We start from the raw sequence: 17,759 nt of genomic DNA, 5'->3' as shown, positions 1-17,759 counted from the left end.
CATCCTCCGTGTGGTCCGGAGGCAACACCGGCATACCGAACCCGTCCACCACCTCCACGTCATCGGGCTCCATGCCACCGAACCCACCCGCGCCGCTGAGGCACCCGCTCTCACGAGGCAGCGCGTCGACGCCCGGCGCGCGCCAGGCACCGTCGTCGAAGACCGAACCGTCGGACACGGAAGCCGACATCAGCACGCACCCCCTTCCAGGACCGGACAGCCCGGCACAAGATCACCGATCGCTCTTGTGTTCGATCCTATGGTTGTCGGCGGCAACCCGCTACCGCGGCATCCGATCTGTGGATAACGCATCTCACGGGCGACACAGCCAGCAGATCGCACCAGCAGCCTCATGAGGGCGGCCCAGGCGCCGCCGACCCGATCCGGACGCCTCCGCGCACCGGCGTTCACGGACGGCCGCGCCCAGGCCCCGAGTCCCCGGCAGCACCCTCAGCCGCGGTACCCCTCCGGCCGTGCCCGGTGCTCGCTCACCCGGTCCAGCCAGTCCCCCACGAGCGCTCCGAACAGCTCCGGCTGCTCCGCCTCGACGCCGTGCCCGGCGCGGTCCAGCACGGCGAACGTGGCGCGCGGGTACTTCTCGAGGATGGTCCAGGCGTCGCGGTAACCGGTCGTGGCGTCCTGCCTCCCGGCGAGGATCAGGCTCGGCCCGGTGAAGTCGCCGTCGTCCACCGCGAACGTGCCCTCGTACGACGCCGCGATCCGTGCGACGGCGGCCACGTCCATGGCGTCCTGGCCCGGCACGACGACCTCCTGACGACGGGCCCACGTCCCGGGGGTCTGGGCGACGCCGACGTCGTCCTCGTCGAGCGCCTCCGGCTCCACGCGGTCGGACAGGCCCGGGTCGCGGAACAGGATCCGGCGCGCCGGCAGGTCGCGCTTCTCGCGCGACGGCTCGATCACGGGCACCACGATCGCCATGCCGTCCGTCCGGTCGCGGTGCGCGGCCACCAGCCCGCGCGCCAGGTACCCGCCGTACGACTGCCCGACGACGGCGTACCTCCCCGGTACCAGGAGCTCCACCGCTGCCCGCAGGACCCGCAGGACGTCGTCGGACCCGTCGACGCCGGGCGCCCTCGTCCCGCCGTGCCCGGGCAGGTCGACGTACACCCGGCGCCAGTGCGGGCGCTCCGCGAACACCGGCTCGAACGACGCGGTCATCACCCGCAGGTCCAGGGTGAAACCGTGCACGAGCACGACCGTCGGCGCGTCCGGATCCTCGGGCCCGCGCACCTCGTGGTGCACTCGTGCCCCGTCGACCTCCACGTACGGCATACGACTCCCTCCGCCAGGTTCTGCCCGGAACACGCCACACGGTAGCCGGACACACCGACATCGACGACGCGACGCGACGCGACGCGACCACCCAACCCGACTCAACCCGCCACCCCACCCCACCCCACCCCACCCGGCCCGCCACGGCTCCGGCCGACGCCACCACCCCACCCACCGCATCGTGCGCTCCGACGCGCCGTCACCAGCTCCCACCAGCACCGCGACCGGTTTCCCTTATATCCTCTTTGTGATCGACCGAGGGAGCTCGATGCCGGACCTCGTCCCGCCCACCCCGCCCGCGCGGCCCCGCCGCAAGCACTACGACGCGTTCCTCTCCTACAGCCGCAGCGCCGAGGGCGACTTCGTGCCCCGGATCCAGTCGATGCTGCGCGGCTTCGGCAAGGGCGCGGCAGGCCCGTCGGACGATCGCGACCTGCGGCTCTTCGTCGACCGCTCGGGCCTGGCCGCGCACCCTCACCTGTGGCTGGAGATCAAGAACTGCCTCGCGGCCTCGGACCGCCTCATCGTGTTCGCCTCCCCCGGCGCCGCCGCGTCGGAGTGGGTCGACAAGGAGGTCCGCTGGTGGCTCGCCGAACGCAGCATCCACACGGTCTACATCGCCCTCACCAGCGGTGAGATCGTCTTCGATCACGGGCGCGGCAGCATCGACGCCGAAGCGACCACCGCCCTGCCCCCGGCCCTGATCGAGCACCTCGACCGCGAGCCCCGGTGGGTCGACCTGCGCGGCCCCCGCCGCGATCCCGGGCGCACCAACCATCCCGAGCTCCCCAACGCCCTGGCCGAACTCGCCGCACCGCTGCGCAACGCCGCCAAGGAGGACGTGCTCAGCGCGCACATCACCGCGCAACGCCAGCTCAACCGCCGCGCCCGCGCGCTCACCTCGGCGCTGTCGGTGCTGCTCGCCCTCTCGGTCGTGAACGGCGCCCTGGCGAGCCACTCCGCCGAGCGGGAGGCGGCGGCGTCGTACGAGCGGGACGCCCACCTGCTCGCCGCGGCGTCGCACGCGAGCCGCACCGAGGACCCCGACCTCGCCCAGTACCTCGCCGCGGAGGCCTACCACCGCGCGCCCGGGACGCAGACCCGGCACGCCTTCCTCACCGCCACGCTCGACACCTCGCACGACGACCAGCACCTGCTGCGCACCGTCGACACGCCCGGCGTGACGGCCCTCGCCGCCACCACCACCGGCACGGTGGGCCGGACGGCGACCGGCGGGCTGCTGCGCTGGAACCCCGAGGACGGCGACCCGGAGATCCTGCCCGGCGCGAGCGTCACCCTCCCCGAACCGGAGCTGCCGGCCGGGAGCACCTCCGTCGCCGGCAGCGAGGACGGGCGCGTGGTCGCGGCCGTCGACGCGGCCGGTGTCGTGCTCGGCCGGTTCCCCGCCGGCGGCGGCCTCCTGGCCGGCGACGGCGACCTGGTGCGCCTCTACCGCCCGCTCCTCGACGTGGCCGACGACGAACGGCTGGACCCCACGGGCGTCGCGGTCACCCCGGCCGGCGACGCCCTCCTGGTCACCTACGAGACCCGGGGCACGTGCCCCGGCGGCGCCACCCGCCAGCTCCTGCGGATCGCGCTGAGCGGCCCCGAGGGGGATCTCGACCTGGGCGAGGTCGCCGCGCACACGCACGCCTTCTTCACCAGCCCGGCCTCCCGCTGCGCCGCTGACGGGGGGCAGGACGCCCCCGTCCGCGCCGTCACGACGGACGTCGCGGCCGCCGCGCTCCATGCCGACGGCACCCGCCGGGTGGTCGTCGCCGACCCGCGCACCGGCGAGTCCCGCACCCTGGACCTCGACACCCTCGCGGTCTCCTCGGGCGACGAGCCGGACCAGGCCCCGGACGGGACCGTCCCCGCCCCGTCGCTCACCACGTGGGCCGGGCTGTCCGGCTCGGGCACCGCCACCCAGGTGACGCTCCACCACCCCCGGACCCGGCCCGACGACGGCGTCCAGGCCGCCATGTCGTGCCCCGTCCCCCACGGCTGGCGGAACCCGGAGCTCGCCGCGGTCGACGGTTCCGGATCCCGCGCGCTCGTGCGGACCGACGACGGACTCGTGGCCTGCACCGCTCCCCGGGACATGCTCTGGCCGCGCACCCGGACCTGGCACCTGACCGGTGCCGGCCCGGACGCGCTGGCCGTGCTCGCGCCCGAGGACCGCGTGGTCGCCGCCGACGGCGAGGAGCTCTCCCTGTGGCGCACCACGCGGGAGAGCAGCGACATGGACTTCCCGCCCGGCATCGCCGAGAGCCCGGCGGCGGCGCCCGTCGTCGCCTCCCGCTCGGGCGACCGGCTGCCCGAGCACGCGGCCACGACCGCCCTGTCCTGGCCCGACGGCACCGTCCAGGTCCACGAGAAGGGCACCGTCGAGGTCCCCGGCCTGGACGACGGCGAGCGCCTGCTCCCGGTCTGGCTCACGCCGTCGGCCACGGATGCCGGGGCCACGCGGCCCGACGACGGCGACCTGCTCCTCCTCGCACCGGACGGCCGGGCCTGGCTCAGCGACACCGACGCCCTCCAGCCCGGCCCGGCGGGCACGCTCGACCCGCCCGCGGAGCCGCTGCCGGACTTCCGCGAGCTGCTGCGCGGCGCCCACACCGCGTTCACCACCTGGGAGAGGGACAGCTGCCTGCCCCGGAAGCTCGGCGACCCGCCCTCGACCTGCCCCGTCCTGGTCGGCGCCCACCGGACGCCGGACCACCTGGTGCTCGTGGACTCCACGGGCGGGGTCTACCTCATGCGCCCCGGCCTCACCGAGGCGCCCCGCTACGTCCCCGACGAGCTCGGGATCGGCGAGCCGATCGCCCCGCCGTGGGACGAGCCGGGCCGCGTCTCCGTGGACGACGACGGGCGCTGGCTCGCCGTCGCCCCGCGCGGCCGGTCGCTGCGCGTCCTCGACCTCACGAGCCCCTTGCCGAGCTGGGATGTGCGGGGCGGGGCCATGGCGCAGGTGCACCTGGTGCCCGGGCTGTGGGAGGGAGAGGACTCGCCGCCCCGGCTGGTCACGCTCGCCGAGGACGGTTCCGTGCGCGCGGGGGCCGTCGCCGAGGACGGCCCGCTCCTGCCGCTGCTGTCCCCCGGTTCCCACGGCGGCGTCCTGACCGTCCTGGCCGAACCGGGGCTGGTCGTGCGGAACGAGGGCACGCTGCTGGCGCTGTTCGACATCCGGTCCGGCGCCCGGGTCGGGACGATCACGACCAGCCTGCGCGCCGCCGGGGAGGAGCCCGATCCCGGCACCGTGCACGCCGCACACGGGCGGCTCCTGCTGGTGCAGGAGCACGGGGTCACCATCAGCCGCGCGCTCGACAAGGGCGAGGACGCGATGCTGCACGAGGCGTGCATCTCGGCCGCGCCGGCGCTCACCCCGGAGGACCTGGCCCGGCTGGGCGTGCGCCACACCACGCCGCGCTGCCGCATCGTCCACACGGAAGGTCTGCCGGCGTTCACCGACCCGGCGCTCCTCGTCCCCGAGGCCCGGCTCGCACCGGCCCCGTTCCCGCCGGTCACATAGGAGATTGCGCGGGTAGCTGCCGGCACGAGGTTTCCGACCCGGGCACGAGCTTTGCGCCGCCCCTCCTCGGGCGATGCACGGCACGTTCATGCCTGGGTCGGAAACCTCGTGCCGAGAACGCCCAACGCACGCATGCCGCCCGCGACCGACCGGGCGTCGATCCCGGACTCACGGAGCCTCGCCGCGACCCGCGCGGAGCGGACGCCCGACGCGCACAGCACGTGCACCGTGGTGCCGTCCGCCCAGGCAGCGACGTCGGACACTGCCGGGCCCGCGTCCGGGCCGGTCAACGTCCCCGACGGGACGACTCGCGCTCCCGGGCAGGGCTCGATCGCCGACTCCCAGGTCTCCCGCACGTCGAGCACGAGGACGTCGGCGTCGCTGTCGCGCGCCGCCGCGAGTTCCGTCGCCGACACCTCGGCCGGGCGGGGTGCCCTGTCGTCCACCGCGGAACGGTCCGGGCCGGGGCCGCGGCCGGGCCCGCCTGCTGCGTCGCCGGTCTCGGCGCCGCCCACCCCGCAGAACACGGCGTACGGGTCCGCACCACGTCCGCCGTCGTTCCCCTCCCCGGTGGCGGTCAGGAGCTCCGTGACCGGCGCGCGGTCCGGATCGCGCCGCACCGTGAGCGTGCGCCACGTGCCCTCCAGGGCGTCGTGCACGGTGAGCCGCCCGAGCAGCGGGCGCCCGGCGCCCGTGATCAGCTTGATCGCCTCGGTCGCCATGATCGTGCCGACGGTTCCGCACACGGCGCCGAGGACCCCCGCCGTCGCACAGTCGGGCGACGCGCCTGGCGGAGGCGGGACCGGGAAGACGTCGCGATAGGTCACCCCCTGCGGGGCGTCGGCGCCCGCGCCCGCCCCCGCGTGACCCCGGTCCGCGGCCCAGAACGTCGAGACCTGGCCCGTGAACCGGTGCAGCGCGCCCCACACGCACGGCATGCCGAGGATCTCGGCGGCGTCGGAGAGCAGGTAGCGCGTGGCGAACGCGTCCGACCCGTCCAGCACGAGGTCGTAGCCGGCCAGGACGTCGAGCGCGTTGTGGCGCGTGAGGCGCTCGCGATGCTCGACGACGACGGTGTGCGGGTTCACCTCCCGCACGGTGTCGGCGGCCGACGCCGTCTTGGGCCGGCCCACGTCGCCCTCGCCGTGGACCACCTGTCGCTGCAGGTTGGAGGTCTCGACGACGTCGTCGTCCACCACGCCGAGCGTGCCGACGCCCGCCGCCGCGAGATACAGCAGCGCGGGGCTGCCGAGGCCTCCGGCGCCCACGACGAGCACGCGCGCGGCGCCGAGCCGCCGCTGGCCGTCCACGCCGATCCCGGGCAGCGCGAGATGCCGCGCGTACCGGGCGAGTTCGTCGCGCCGGAGCTCGGGCCCGGGCTCCACGAGCGGCGCCGTCACAGCGCCAGGTCCAGGTTGTCGCGCTCGCCGACCGCCACCCGGCCGCCCGTCGGGGACGACGCCAGAGCCTGTTCGCGGCGGGGCATGCGGCCCGCGCGGGCGGCGTCGTACCCGGCCTCGACGGCGAGCCGCATCGCGCGCGCCATACGTACCGGGTCCGCCGCGCGGGTCACGGCGGTGGCGAGCAGGACGCCGTCGCACCCGAGCTCCATCGCGAGCGCCGCGTCCGACGCCGTCCCGATCCCCGCGTCGAGGATCACCGGCACGGGCGACGCGGCGGCGATCGCCTCGATGTTGCGCGGGTTGGCGATCCCGAGCCCGGAGCCGATCGGCGACCCGAGCGGCATCACGGCCGCGCAGCCGGCGTCGGCCAGGTGGCGTGCCGTGACCGGGTCGTCGTTGGTGTACGGCAGGACGGTGAAGCCGTCCTCGACGAGGATGCGCGCGGCCTCGATGGTGCCGGCCGGGTCGGGCAGCAGGGTGACGTCGTCGGCGATGACCTCGAGCTTGACCCAGTCCGTGCCGCACGCCTCGCGCGCGAGCTGTGCCGTGAGGACGGCCTCTCGGACGGTGAAGCAGCCGGCGGTGTTGGGCAGGGCGCGGATGCCGAGTCGTTCCAGCATGGCCCAGATCGAGGTGTCGCCGGCCGGGTCGCCGCCCGGGTCGCCGGCCGGGGCCGCGGGCTCGGGCCGGGCCACGCGCCGCATCGCGACGGTGGTCAGCTCCGTGCCCGACGCCGTCAGCGCGTCCGCGAGCGCCAGCAGACTCGCGGCGCCCCCGGTCCCCATGACGAGCCGGGAGCCGAGCGGGATGCCGGCGATGGTCAGGGGCTCTGCGCCGGAGGGGGTGGTCATCGTCATCCTCCCTGGACCGCGGTGACGACCTCGACCCGCATCCCGGGCCGGATCTCGGTGCGGTCCCACGCGCCGCGCGGCACGACGGCGTCGTCCACGGCGACCGCGACGCCCCGCGGCACGCCGTCGACCACCACCTCCGGCACCAGGCGCGCGACGAGGTCGGTCACGGGCAGGGGCCCGTCGAGCGGGTAGGGCTCGCCGTTCACGACGGCGACGGTCTCGGTGGTCATGGAAGCTCCTGACTGTCTTGGGCGGCCGGGGCTGGGCGGGGGGCTGGGGTGAAGTGGGTGTCGAGGGTGGCGGACGTGTGCGGCGCCAGGAGCACGCCGCCGCGGTAGTGGCCGGTGGCCAGGACCAGGCCGGGTGCGGCCGCGCCGAGCAGCGGGGCGTTGTCCGGGGACCCGGGGCGCGATCGGGTGGTCGCCTCGATCAGGTCGGCCTCGTCGAGGGCGGGCAGGAGGGCGCGCGCGTCGCGGAGCAGGGCGAACACGTCGCCCGCGCGGGTGCGCGTGGTGGCGGCGCGCTCGTCGGAGGTGGCGCCGACGACGATCTCGCGGCGGCCGTCGGGCCGGGCGCGGCGGGGCACCACGTAGACGTGCCGCCCCTGGACGGTGCCGCGCACCACGACGGACGGACCGAGCGTCACGTCGGCGTCGAGTCGCAGAGTCGTACCGGGGACCGGCCGGGTCGAGGCACCCGGGTACAGCGCGGCACTCGCGTGCCCGGCGGCGAGAACGACGATTCCGCCCGTGTCGTCGGGCACGGCCATGGTCGGCCGGGCCCTCCACTCCGTCCCCGCGTCGTCGCGCACGCCGACCACGGCATCGCCGTCCCACGTCAGCGCGGCGGCGGCACGCTCCACCAGCCGCGCCCGCGGGTGACGCCGCACCATGTCGAGCAGGGCCCGCTGCACGGCGCGCGGGTCGACCTGGTGGTCGCCGGGCACCCAGGCGGCGCCGGCGACGCGCGGCCCGAGGGACGGTTCCCTCCTCCGGGCCTCGGCCACGGTGATCTCCTCGGACTCCAGGCCCAGCTCGCGGTGCAGTGCCAGGCGCCGGCGCAGCAGGGCGGCGTCGTCGGCGTCGTAGGCGACGGCGAGCGTCCCGGTCGTGTCGAGGCCGAGCGCCCCGGGTGCGAGGCCCGCCGCCCGCTCCAGCCCGGCGGCGAACTCCGGCCAGAGCCGCACGGACTCCGCGCCGGCCCGCGCGAGGCGTTCCTCCCCGAACTCCGCCTCCATGGTAGGCCCGAGCATCCCGGCCGCGGCGTGGGTGGCGCCGTCACCGGGCGCGGGGTCGAGCACGGTGACGGCCGCCCCGGCCGCGAGCCCCCGCCACGCGGCGGTCAGCCCGATGATCCCTGCGCCGATGACGACGACGCCGGCCGCGGGTTCGCCCGCGCGACGGTGTTCCACTCTCCTGCTCCCTTCGCCGGCATGACCCGGATCAGGTTCGACGGTCGGCGCCATTCGCCCTCTCAGCCCCGTGCGGGGCTCCCGTGCACGTGCCCCACCATAACGGGTCCGGCTCATACGCCCCGCCCCGCCGCCAGGGCCAGTCGAACGAGCACTTGATATCATCGATGCCCGTCAGCGATATCAAGAGGGGGTGGCCTCGATGGCACGTACGGTCGTGGACCTGGACGACGCTCTGCTGAAGCAGGCGGCCGAGATCTTCGGCACGCCCACCAAGGTGGCGACGGTCAACGCGGCGCTGGAGGACGCGATCAAGCGCCGCAAGCGCCAGGTGTTCTTCGACTTCCTGGCGGACGGCGGCCTCCCGGACCTGACCGGCCCCATCGAGCCGGCGCCCGACGCCCACGGGAACACCGGGGCCGCCTGAGATGGCAAGGACGTTCCTCATCGACAAGTCGGCGTTCGCGCGGTACGGAAAGCCCGCGGTCCGTGAGGTCCTGGAGCCTCTGCACCATGCCGGACGGCTGGCGGTGTGCGGCGCGGTAGAGGTCGAGATGATGTACTCCGCCCGCTCGAAGGACGACGCCGAACGCCTTCGCTCGGGCCTCGAAGGCTTCGACCGGCTGGCCATGCCCGACGAGATCTGGGACCGGGCTCTCGACGTTCAGGAGGAACTGGTCAAGGCGGGTTCGTGGCGTGCGGTCTCCCTTCCCGATCTCGTGATCGCCGCCACCGCCGAGCGCCACCAGGCCACCGTCCTCCACTACGACGGCGACTACGACCTGATCGCCGGCGTCACGGGACAGCCGACGCAGTGGGTGGTCCCGGCCGGAACCGCCGACTGACGCGCCTAGACTGCGGTCCCGTGGACCCTCGTACCCGGCTCGCCGACGCCCGCCTGTACCTGTGCACCGACGCCCGGGAGTCATCGGGCGATCTCGAACCGTTCCTGCACCGGGTGTTCTCCGGCGGGGTCGACGTCGTGCAACTGCGCGACAAGTCGCTGGACGCGACGCGCGAGCTGGAGCTGCACGCGCTGGTGGCGCGCGTGGCGGCGGAGTACGGGGCGCTGTGGGCGGTCAACGACCGGGCCGACATCGCCGGTCTGGCCGGCGCGCCCGTGGTGCACATGGGACAGGACGACCTCTCCCCCGCCGACGTGCGCACCCTCCTGGGTGGCGGTCCGGTCCTCGGCCGCTCCACCCACGCGTTCGACGAGGCCGTGGCCGCCGAGGCCGACGACCGCGTCGACTACTTCTGCGTCGGCCCCCTGTGGTCCACCCCGACGAAGCCCGGCCGCCCGGCGGTCGGCCTGAACCTCCTGCGGGAGGTCGCCGCCACCCGGCCCGCGACCCCGTGGTTCGCGATCGGCGGCATCGACGCCGACGACGACGGCCCGGGCCCCACCCGCCTCGACCAGGTCCTGGAGGCGGGCGCCACCCGCATCGTCGTCGTCCGCGCCATCACCCGGGCCGAGGACCCGGAGAAGGCGGCGGCCCGCCTCCGCCGCCGCCTCACTACCTGACCGGCCCCCTCTACTCCTACTGAACCGGCGTCAGCAATGGTGATCAGCCGTTCCAGGCCCTCGTGAACTCCTCCAGGTTGATCTTGCCGTCACCGTCGGCGTCGGCGTTCACGAAGATCGAGGTGAGGTCCTCGTTCGTGACCTCCTCGCCGCGGCCGCTCATCGCCCGGCGGAACTCGTCGGCCGTGATGTGGCCGTCGTCGTCGGCGTCGAACTCGTGGAACGTGGCGGTCAGCTCGTCATCGGCGGTCACGGGAAGCCCTCCTGAAATTTCCGGCATGTTCGGTCCGGAGCAGGCTACCGCCAACCCCCGCCGCCCGGGCTACTCCCGTTTCGGCCCCACCCACACCTGCTGGGCGTTGACGAACTCGCGGATGCCGTGCGGGCCGAGCTCGCGGCCGTAGCCCGAGCGCTTGATCCCCCCGCTCGGCAGCCGCGGGTCGGTCTTCACGATCCCGTTCACCGCGACCTGGCCCGCCGCGATCCGGGACGCCATCGCCTCGCCGCGCTCGGGCGTGGACCACACGCTCGCCGCCAGCCCGTACTCGCTGCGGTTGGCGATGGCCATGGCGTGCTCGGCGTTGTCGGCCTTCATCACCACCATGACCGGCCCGAACGTCTCCTCGCGGCACGCCGCCATGCCCTCGGTGACGTCCGTCAGCAGCGTGACGGGGTAGAAGAACCCGTGCCCGGCGGGCATGGTCCCGCCGAGCAGCAGGCGCGCGCCGGCATCGACGGTCTCGGTCACCTGGCGGTGCAGGTTGTCGCGCAGGTCGGCCCTGGCGATCGGCCCCACCTGCGTGCTCGCGTCCCGCGGGTCCCCGACCACGAGCTTCTCGAGCCGCCGCTGCAGCTTCTCGACCAGCTGGTCGTACACCGGCGCCTCGACGATGATCCGCTTGGCCGCGATGCACGACTGCCCCGCGTTGATGATCCGCGACAGCGTGATGACCTCGGCGGCCGCGTCCAGGTCGGCGTCGGCCAGCACCAGGCAGGGGTCGCTCCCGCCGAGCTCCAGCACCGCCGGCTTGATCTCGCTCGCAGCGGCGCCCGCCACGGCCGATCCCGCGCGCGCCGACCCCGTGAACGACACCGCCCGCACCCGCGGGTCCCGGATCACGCCCTCCACCGCCGCCGTCTCCAGCGGCAGGTTCGCGAACACGCCCGCCGGCACGCCCGCCGCCGCGAGGGCGTTCGCGATCGCCTGCGCGCAACCGGGCACGTGCGGGTCGTGCTTCATGACGCACGTGTTGCCCGCCATGAGGGCCGGCGCCGCGAACCGCGCCGCGAGCCAGAACGGCGCGTTCCACGGCAGCACGCCGAGGACCGTCCCGAGCGGCAGGTACTGCACGTAGCTGCGCGTCGCGTCGGACTCCAGGACGTCGTCGGCCAGGTACCCCGCCGCGTGGGTGGCGTAGTGCTCGAAGCACCACGCCGCCTTCGCGACCTCACCGTGCGCCTCGGTGACGGGCTTGCCCATCTCCTCGGTCATGAGCGGCGCGAGCTCGCCCGTGTGCTCGCGCAGGTAGGCGCCCACGGCGGCGAGCACCTCCGCCCGGCCCGCGATCCCGAGGTCGCGCCAGGACGGCCAGGCCGACTCGGCGGCCCCCAGCACGGTGTCGACCTGCTCGGGACCTGCGGGCTCCATCTCGGCCACGACCTGTCCGGTACTCGGATCGATGGCAGTCAGCATGCGGACCTCCTCCTCACGCAATCTCTGCGATGTCAGGGCGGATGGGGGTGGGGGCGTCGGGCTCCGTCCCGTCGTCGTGCACGACGACGGTCGCGGACTCGGGGACGACGGCGGACGCCGGCGCGGGCGCGTACTCCGGCTTGCCCACGAAGTCCTCGTCCAGGGTGTAGAACGACTCGCAGCCGTCGGCCGTCACGTGGATGGTGTCGGAGATGCCGACCGTCTTGTCGCCGTCGACCCCCCACATCCACGGCAGGATGTGGAACGTCATGCCCTCGCGCAGGATCGTCGGGTTGCCCTGGTTGAGGCTCAGGATGTAGCCCTCGTCCCAGCTCGGCGGGAAGGCGATGCCGATCGAGTAGCCGGACCGGGTGATGAGCCGCGCGCCCACCCTGTTGTCCGAGATGATGTTGCGCACGATGTTGTCGGCGTCGGACACCGTCAGGCCCGGCCGGATCGCCGCCTTCACCTCCTTGAGCGCCAGCTTCATGCGCTCCTGGGCCATCAGCATCGACGCGGACGGATCGTCGAGGACCACCGTGCGCATCATCGCCGTGTGGTAGCGCCGGAAACAGCCGCCCACCTCCATGAACACGTGCTCGCCCGGCTGGACCGTCCGGCCCTCCCAGGTCGCGTGCCCGATCATGCTCCGCGGGCCCGAGACCACGTACGGCATCACGGCCGGCGGCTCTCCCCCGGCGCGGAACATGGCGGCGCTGATCTCGGCGCCGATCTCGTTCTCCGTCACCCCCGCCGCGCACGCCTCGATACCGGCGCTCATCCCGGCCTCGGTCGCGCGGGCGGCCTTGGCCATGATCCCGAGCTCCGCCGCCGACTTGATGAGGCGCCCCTCCTCGACGATGCCGAAGCAGTCGAGCAGGCGGCCCTCGGTGAACGCTGTGTGGATGTAGTCCTGGTGGTAGGCGGGGAAGAAGTAGCTGTTCCGCTCGTAGCCGACGTCCTTCGCGTGCAGGCCGAACTCCCGCAGCGCCTGCACCAGGCTCTGGATGGCGTCACCGGTGTCCGGGTAGGGCCGGGTCTCCTCGACCCAGGTGCGCGCGTGGACGTTGGACTCCTCCATCGCGCGCGTGATCATGAAGGGCTCGATGTCCAGGGGCACCACCAGCGCCTGGAAGAACGAGTACCCCGTGGTCTGGTAGTCCGTCAGGTACATGAGGTTCTCCGGATCGGTGATCACCACCGCGTCCAGCAACCGGTCCGCCATGCGCCTGCGCAGCTCCGCCAAGCGCCTCTGATACTCCTCGAACGGGAACGTCATGTCGTCGCGCTGTCTCATCTCTCAGGCCTCCCTTCGTGGTGCTCGTCCGTTACCGCCTGCTGTCTGCTGCCTTGTCGTCCGGCCGGTCTCACCCGGCGTCGCGCACCGCCCGGGCGAGGATCTCCAGGCCCTCCGTCAGGTCGTCGTCGGGGATGGTCAGGGGCGGGATCAGCTTGAGCACCCGGCCGCCCGTGCCGCACGGGCAGACCAGCAGGCCCGCCTCGAAGCACGCCGTCGTCACGGCCTTGGCGAGGGCGCCGTCGCCCAGGTCGAGCGCCTGGATCATGCCCACGCCGCGCACCTCGAACCCGCGGCCGGCCTCCTGGGCGATCGCCCGCAGCGCGTCCGCCATCACCTCCCCCTTGGCGCGCACCTGCGCCATGAGCACGTCGTCGTCGAAGTAGCCGAGCGCCTCGCGGCCCGCCACGAACGACAGTCCCTGGCCGCGGAACGTGCCGGTGTGCTCGCCCGGGGACCAGCGTGCGTCGTGCTCGGGCTTGACGAGGTTCATCGCGAGCGGCGTGCCGAAGCCGCCGATGCCCTTCGCGAGACACACGATGTCGGGGTCCAGGTCCATGCCGTCGAAGCTGAAGTAGCTGCCCGTCCGGCCGCAGCCCACCTGGATCTCGTCGATGACGAACAGCGCGTCGACGTCCCGCGCGAGCTGCTGCACGGCCCGCAGCCACTCGCCGCTCGCGACGTGGACGCCGCCCTCGGCCTGGATGGTCTCCACCACGAAGGCGGCCGGGGGCTTCAGCCCGCTGGAACTGTCGGCCAGCAGCGCGCGGTAGTCCTCGAGCGACCGCATCCCGCCGCCGGGTGCGGTCTCGAAGGGCAGGCGGACCACGTGCTCCAGCGGGACGCCGGCGGCGTTCCGGAAGTAGTCGTTCGCGGTCAGCGCGAGGGATCCCAGCGTCATGCCGTGGAACCCGTGCGTGAACGCGACGACGTCGCGCCGGCCCGTGACCCGCCGGGCCAGCTTGAGGGCCGCCTCGACGGCGTTGCTGCCCGTGGGGCCCATGAACTGCATGCGCATGGTCATGCCGCGCGGGCCCAGGATCTTCTCCGCGAATCCCTGCAGGAAATCGCGCTTGGCCGTCGTCGCCATATCGAGGCTGTGGACGACGCCGTCCGCCTCGAGAAAGGCGATAATTGCCCTTTTCATCCGCTCGTTGTTGTGCCCGAAGTTGAGCACACCGGCACCGGCGAAGAAATCGATGTAACTCCTACCGTCCTCGTCGGTCTGCCGGGCGTTCGACGCCGTGGTGAACACCGTGGGCCACATCCTGCTGTAGCCCCGGATCTCTGACTCCCACTTCTCGAAGACCTCCATGGGCCAGATCTAGTTTCTCGCACCGCTCCCCGTCAAGGAACTCGCCGCGATTTTTCCGCCCGGATTCTGCGGGGAAACGCAGCCGTCACCGGCCACCGCACGATTTATCCTCGATGTCCGGCGAGGGTCGGACCAAGGCCATCCTCACGGCATGGCGATCTCGCGGTCGCCGACGACGGCGACGGTCCGCTCCCCCTTCCGCACCAGCGTGGGACGGACCAGCTCGACGACACGGTCCGCCGTCGCCGTCATCACCGCCGCCGTGTCCGCGAAGCCCGCGAGCTCCGTGAGGGCGACCAGGGTCGGCGGCATGAGGCGCGCGGCGCCGGCCTCGCGCTCGGCGAGGATGTCTGCCGGGTACCACCAGCCCGCCTCGACCGCCTCGGTGGTCCAGGCGTCGGCGGCCTGCCCGGCGGGGAGGGCCGTGACGAAGAACGCGGCGTCGTACCGCCGAGGCTCCTGCTCGGGGGTGATCCAGCGCGCCCACGGGTGCAGGAGATCCGCGCGCAGGACCAGTCCGGCGTCGTCGAGCACCTCGGCCAGCGTGCGGGTCCGGTCGAGCAACGCGGAGCGCGCGGCACGCAGCCACGCGTCGTCGGGCAGCGGCGGTTCCGTGCCCGACGACGGAGCCCCGGGCGGGCCGGCGGTTCCGACGTTCCCCGCGAGCAGGATGCCGCACTCCTCGAACGTCTCGCGCACGGCGGCACCCACGAAGCCCGTGGCCTCGCCGGGCTCGCACGAGAACCGGCTGCCCCACTCCTCGGGACCCGGGCCCCGGACACGGGCGGGCGCGATCGCGTCCCCGGCATCGACGGCGCCGCCGGGAAAGACGGTCATCCCGGCGGCGAACGCCATCGTCCCCACCCTGCGCTGCAGGAACACCTGCAAGGGGGCACGCTCACCGGAGGGATCGGGCCGGTCGCGCACCAGGATCACGGTGGCGGCGGCCCGGGGCACGACAGGACTGGTGTTCACCCGGGCAACGTAACCGCCATCCGCCGCGTTCGGCAGTACGTCGTGAGATCGGCAGCTTGAACAACCGATCTCACGACGTACTGCCGAACCCACACGGGAGCCCTTAGCCGGCGTCCGCGTCGACCCAGTCGAAGGTCTTGGTCACGGCCTTCTTCCAGTTCCGGTAGAGGCGCTCGCGCTGCTCCTCGGGCATCGCCGGGGTCCAGCGGCCGCCCTCGGCCCAGTTGTCCTCGACGTCGGACTCGCCGGACCAGAAGCCGACGGCGATGCCGGCGGCGTAGGCAGCTCCGAGCGCCGTCGTCTCGGCGACCTGCGGACGGACGACGTCGACCCCGAGCAGGTCGGCCTGGAACTGCATGAGCAGCTGGTTGGCGACCATGCCGCCGTCGACCTTCAGCTCGGTGAGCTCGACGCCGGAGTCGGCACGCATGGCGTCCACCACCTCGCGCGTCTGGAAGGCCGTCGCCTCCAGGGCGGCCCGGGCGATGTGGTTGCGGTTGACGTACCGCGTGAGCCCCACCAGCGCGCCCCGCGCGTCCGAGCGCCAGTACGGCGCGAACAGGCCGGAGAACGCGGGCACGAAGTACGCCCCGCCGTTGTCCTCCACCTTGCCCGCGAGGTACTCGATGTCGGGCGAGTCGGCGAAGAGCCCGAGGTTGTCACGCAGCCACTGCACGAGCGACCCGGTCACCGCGATCGACCCCTCCAGCGCGTACACCGCGTCCGCGTCGCCGATCTTGTAGCAGACGGTGGTGAGCAGGCCGTGCTTCGACGGGATCTTCTCCGTGCCGGTGTTGAGCAGCATGAAGTTGCCCGTGCCGTAGGTGTTCTTGGCGGTGCCCACCTCGAAGCACGCCTGGCCGAACGTCGCCGCCTGCTGGTCGCCGAGGATGCCGGCGATCGGCACGCCCGGCACCATGCCCTTCGCGCGCCCGTGGCCGTACACCTCCGACGACGACCGGATCTCGGGCAGCATCGACATCGGGATGCCCATGTCGGCGGCGATGTCCTCACGCCAGGACAGCGTGTCGAGGTCCATGAGCATGGTGCGCGACGCGTTGGTCACGTCGGTGACGTGCACGCCGCCGTCGACGCCGCCGGTCATGTTCCACAGCACCCACGCGTCGGTGTTGCCGAACAGCAGGTCGCCGCGCTCGGCGGCCTCCCGCGCGCCCTCGACGTTGTCGAGGATCCACTTCACCTTGGGCCCGGAGAAGTAGGTGGCGAGCGGCAGGCCCACGACGCTCTTGTACTTGTCGGCCCCGACGTCGCCGCCGAGCTGTTCCACGATCGCCTGCGTGCGCGTGTCCTGCCAGACGATCGCGTTGTACACCGGCTTGCCGGTGTTCTTGTCCCACACGACGGTGGTCTCACGCTGGTTCGTGATGCCGACGGCCGCGAGGTCGGTGTAGTTGATGCTCGCGCGGGACAGGGCGCTCCCCACGGCCTGCCGCGTGTTGTCCCAGATCTGCTCCGGGTCGTGCTCCACCCAGCCGGGCTGCGGGAAGATCTGGTCGTGCTCGAGCTGCCCGGACGAGACGATGGTCCCGGCGTGGTCGAACACGATGGCCCGGGAGCTCGTGGTGCCCTGGTCGATGGCGAGGACGTAGTCAGGCATGGTTCTCCATCCACTTCGTTGTGTAGTTCACTTGCGGGGGCCGTTCAGAAGGCTACGGCGGGGGCGAGCACGCCGCCCAGGACACCGCCGATGAGGGGGCCGACCACCGGGACCCAGGAGTAGGACCAGTCGCTGCCGCCCTTGCCCTTGATGGGCAGGATCGCATGCGCGATGCGCGGCCCGAGGTCACGGGCGGGGTTGATGGCGTACCCGGTCGGGCCGCCGAGGCTCGCACCGATCCCGGTCACCAGCAGCGCCACCGCGAGCGGGCCCATGTCGCCGGGCCAGTTCGCGAACGACAGCACGACGAACACCAGCACGAACGTGCCGATGATCTCGGTCACCATGTTCCAGCCGTACGAGCGGATCTCCGGACCGGTGGAGAACACGGCCAGCTTGGCCGCGCCGGGGGCCTCCTCATCGAAGTGCCGCTTGTGCGCGAGGTAGGTGAACACGGCGCCGAGGAAGGCGCCCGTCACCTGTCCCGCGATGTAGATCGTCGCGTTGCCGGCGGTCGCCGCGATGCCGGGACCCAGATCCTCGGCCCCGCTCGCGAGGATGCCGACGGTCACCGCCGGGTTGATGTGGGCGCCGCTCTTGAAGGCGACGAACACGCCGGAGAACACCGCCAGACCCCAGCCGAAGTTGATCAGCAGCCAGCTGGCGCCGACTCCGACCCCCTTGGTCTTCGGCAGGATCGCGTTGGCGACGACGCTGCAGCCGAGCAGGGTGAGCATCATCGTCCCGAGCATCTCGGTGACGAACAACTGGATGGTTGACATGGGCCGGTTTCCTCTCTCGTTGACTTCGTTGTCGGTCGGTGCGCCGTGGCGCACTCGGCAT

17 protein-coding genes and 1 riboswitch are annotated in these 17,759 nt (G+C 73.2%); of the genes, 4 read left to right on the top strand and 13 right to left on the bottom strand.

Annotated features, from left to right (window positions below; translation table 11 throughout):
* Positions 1 to 190 (bottom strand): hypothetical protein (locus ACYVK5_RS09220; protein ID WP_460704098.1); only part of this gene is annotated, 190 nt, incomplete at its 3' end.
* Positions 191 to 450: 260 nt separating this feature from the next.
* Entirely contained in the window at positions 451 to 1,293 is an 843-nt protein-coding gene (locus tag ACYVK5_RS09215) for an alpha/beta fold hydrolase (protein WP_460704096.1), read from the bottom strand.
* A gap of 268 nt (positions 1,294 to 1,561) precedes the next feature.
* Between ACYVK5_RS09215 and ACYVK5_RS09210 the strand changes: the two genes are divergently transcribed.
* A complete protein-coding gene (locus ACYVK5_RS09210; RefSeq protein WP_460704094.1) occupies positions 1,562 to 4,825 on the top strand; it encodes a hypothetical protein in 3,264 nt (1,087 codons plus the stop codon).
* An 86-nt stretch (positions 4,826 to 4,911) separates the two neighbouring features.
* Here the strand turns inward: ACYVK5_RS09210 and ACYVK5_RS09205 are convergent, their stop codons facing one another.
* From ACYVK5_RS09205 to ACYVK5_RS09190, 4 genes are all read right to left on the bottom strand, one after another.
* A complete protein-coding gene (locus tag ACYVK5_RS09205; RefSeq protein ID WP_460704092.1) occupies positions 4,912 to 6,225 on the bottom strand; it encodes a ThiF family adenylyltransferase in 1,314 nt (437 codons plus the stop codon).
* Positions 6,222 to 7,079, bottom strand: a complete 858-nt coding sequence (locus ACYVK5_RS09200) for a thiazole synthase (RefSeq protein ID WP_460704090.1) — start codon at positions 7,077 to 7,079, stop codon at positions 6,222 to 6,224. Before ACYVK5_RS09200 ends, ACYVK5_RS09205 begins: the two co-directional genes overlap by 4 nt.
* A 2-nt stretch (positions 7,080 to 7,081) precedes the next feature.
* Positions 7,082 to 7,312, bottom strand: a complete 231-nt coding sequence (thiS, locus tag ACYVK5_RS09195) for a sulfur carrier protein ThiS (RefSeq protein ID WP_460704088.1) — start codon at positions 7,310 to 7,312, stop codon at positions 7,082 to 7,084.
* Complete coding sequence (locus tag ACYVK5_RS09190; RefSeq protein WP_460704086.1) at positions 7,309 to 8,493, bottom strand: FAD-dependent oxidoreductase; 1,185 nt, start codon at positions 8,491 to 8,493, stop codon at positions 7,309 to 7,311. Before ACYVK5_RS09190 ends, thiS begins: the two co-directional genes overlap by 4 nt.
* Positions 8,485 to 8,588, bottom strand: a riboswitch (TPP riboswitch). (Overlaps the previous gene by 9 nt.)
* Before the next feature lie 107 nt (positions 8,589 to 8,695).
* On the opposite strand from ACYVK5_RS09190, the gene ACYVK5_RS09185 reads away from it, so the two are divergent.
* The 3 genes from ACYVK5_RS09185 to thiE are packed head-to-tail and all read left to right on the top strand — an operon-like array spanning position 8,696 to position 10,018.
* Entirely contained in the window at positions 8,696 to 8,920 is a 225-nt protein-coding gene (locus ACYVK5_RS09185; RefSeq protein ID WP_460704084.1) for a type II toxin-antitoxin system VapB family antitoxin, read from the top strand.
* Position 8,921: 1 nt separating this feature from the next.
* Positions 8,922 to 9,338, top strand: coding sequence for a PIN domain-containing protein (locus ACYVK5_RS09180; protein WP_460704082.1), 417 nt, complete (start codon positions 8,922 to 8,924; stop codon positions 9,336 to 9,338).
* 20 nt (positions 9,339 to 9,358) lie between these two features.
* The gene (gene thiE / locus ACYVK5_RS09175) at positions 9,359 to 10,018 is read left to right on the top strand and encodes a thiamine phosphate synthase (RefSeq protein WP_460704080.1); all 660 of its coding nucleotides are present in this window, start codon (positions 9,359 to 9,361) and stop codon (positions 10,016 to 10,018) included.
* A gap of 43 nt (positions 10,019 to 10,061) precedes the next feature.
* Here the strand turns inward: thiE and ACYVK5_RS09170 are convergent, their stop codons facing one another.
* The 7 genes from ACYVK5_RS09170 to ACYVK5_RS09140 form a co-directional block, all read right to left on the bottom strand.
* Complete coding sequence (locus tag ACYVK5_RS09170) at positions 10,062 to 10,271, bottom strand: EF-hand domain-containing protein (protein ID WP_460704078.1); 210 nt, start codon at positions 10,269 to 10,271, stop codon at positions 10,062 to 10,064.
* Between the two features lie 69 nt (positions 10,272 to 10,340).
* Positions 10,341 to 11,711: an aldehyde dehydrogenase family protein gene (locus ACYVK5_RS09165; protein ID WP_460704076.1), complete on the bottom strand. Its 1,371-nt coding sequence runs from the start codon at positions 11,709 to 11,711 to the stop codon at positions 10,341 to 10,343.
* Between the two features lie 13 nt (positions 11,712 to 11,724).
* Entirely contained in the window at positions 11,725 to 13,008 is a 1,284-nt protein-coding gene (doeA, locus tag ACYVK5_RS09160; protein ID WP_460704074.1) for an ectoine hydrolase, read from the bottom strand.
* Positions 13,009 to 13,078: 70 nt separating this feature from the next.
* Positions 13,079 to 14,323 (bottom strand): diaminobutyrate--2-oxoglutarate transaminase, encoded by a 1,245-nt coding sequence (locus ACYVK5_RS09155; protein ID WP_460704072.1) that lies wholly within the window; start codon positions 14,321 to 14,323, stop codon positions 13,079 to 13,081.
* A 144-nt stretch (positions 14,324 to 14,467) separates the two neighbouring features.
* Positions 14,468 to 15,298, bottom strand: coding sequence for an NUDIX hydrolase (locus ACYVK5_RS09150; protein WP_460704070.1), 831 nt, complete (start codon positions 15,296 to 15,298; stop codon positions 14,468 to 14,470).
* A gap of 103 nt (positions 15,299 to 15,401) precedes the next feature.
* The gene (glpK, locus tag ACYVK5_RS09145; RefSeq protein ID WP_460704068.1) at positions 15,402 to 16,916 is read right to left on the bottom strand and encodes a glycerol kinase GlpK; all 1,515 of its coding nucleotides are present in this window, start codon (positions 16,914 to 16,916) and stop codon (positions 15,402 to 15,404) included.
* A 44-nt stretch (positions 16,917 to 16,960) separates the two neighbouring features.
* Positions 16,961 to 17,698, bottom strand: coding sequence for an MIP/aquaporin family protein (locus ACYVK5_RS09140; protein ID WP_460704066.1), 738 nt, complete (start codon positions 17,696 to 17,698; stop codon positions 16,961 to 16,963).
* Between the last annotated feature and the right edge of the window lie 61 nt (positions 17,699 to 17,759).

The sequence above is a fragment of the Myceligenerans halotolerans genome, from assembly GCF_054782975.1.
Note: the sequence above shows the minus strand (reverse complement) of the source record. Positions and strands in the feature narration are given on the sequence as shown.

Excerpts from the sequence above, each read along its gene's own strand:
- ACYVK5_RS09215 (WP_460704096.1), bottom strand. The coding sequence starts at position 1,293 with ATGCCGTACGTGGAGGTCGACGGGGCACGAGTGCACCACGAGGTGCGC.
- ACYVK5_RS09210 (WP_460704094.1), top strand. The coding sequence starts at position 1,562 with ATGCCGGACCTCGTCCCGCCCACCCCGCCCGCGCGGCCCCGCCGCAAG.
- ACYVK5_RS09200 (WP_460704090.1), bottom strand. The coding sequence starts at position 7,079 with ATGACCACCCCCTCCGGCGCAGAGCCCCTGACCATCGCCGGCATCCCG.
- thiS (WP_460704088.1), bottom strand. The coding sequence starts at position 7,312 with ATGACCACCGAGACCGTCGCCGTCGTGAACGGCGAGCCCTACCCGCTC.
- ACYVK5_RS09185 (WP_460704084.1), top strand. The coding sequence starts at position 8,696 with ATGGCACGTACGGTCGTGGACCTGGACGACGCTCTGCTGAAGCAGGCG.
- ACYVK5_RS09180 (WP_460704082.1), top strand. The coding sequence starts at position 8,922 with ATGGCAAGGACGTTCCTCATCGACAAGTCGGCGTTCGCGCGGTACGGA.
- ACYVK5_RS09165 (WP_460704076.1), bottom strand. The coding sequence starts at position 11,711 with ATGCTGACTGCCATCGATCCGAGTACCGGACAGGTCGTGGCCGAGATG.
- doeA (WP_460704074.1), bottom strand. The coding sequence starts at position 13,008 with ATGAGACAGCGCGACGACATGACGTTCCCGTTCGAGGAGTATCAGAGG.
- ACYVK5_RS09155 (WP_460704072.1), bottom strand. The coding sequence starts at position 14,323 with ATGGAGGTCTTCGAGAAGTGGGAGTCAGAGATCCGGGGCTACAGCAGG.
- glpK (WP_460704068.1), bottom strand. The coding sequence starts at position 16,916 with ATGCCTGACTACGTCCTCGCCATCGACCAGGGCACCACGAGCTCCCGG.
- ACYVK5_RS09140 (WP_460704066.1), bottom strand. The coding sequence starts at position 17,698 with ATGTCAACCATCCAGTTGTTCGTCACCGAGATGCTCGGGACGATGATG.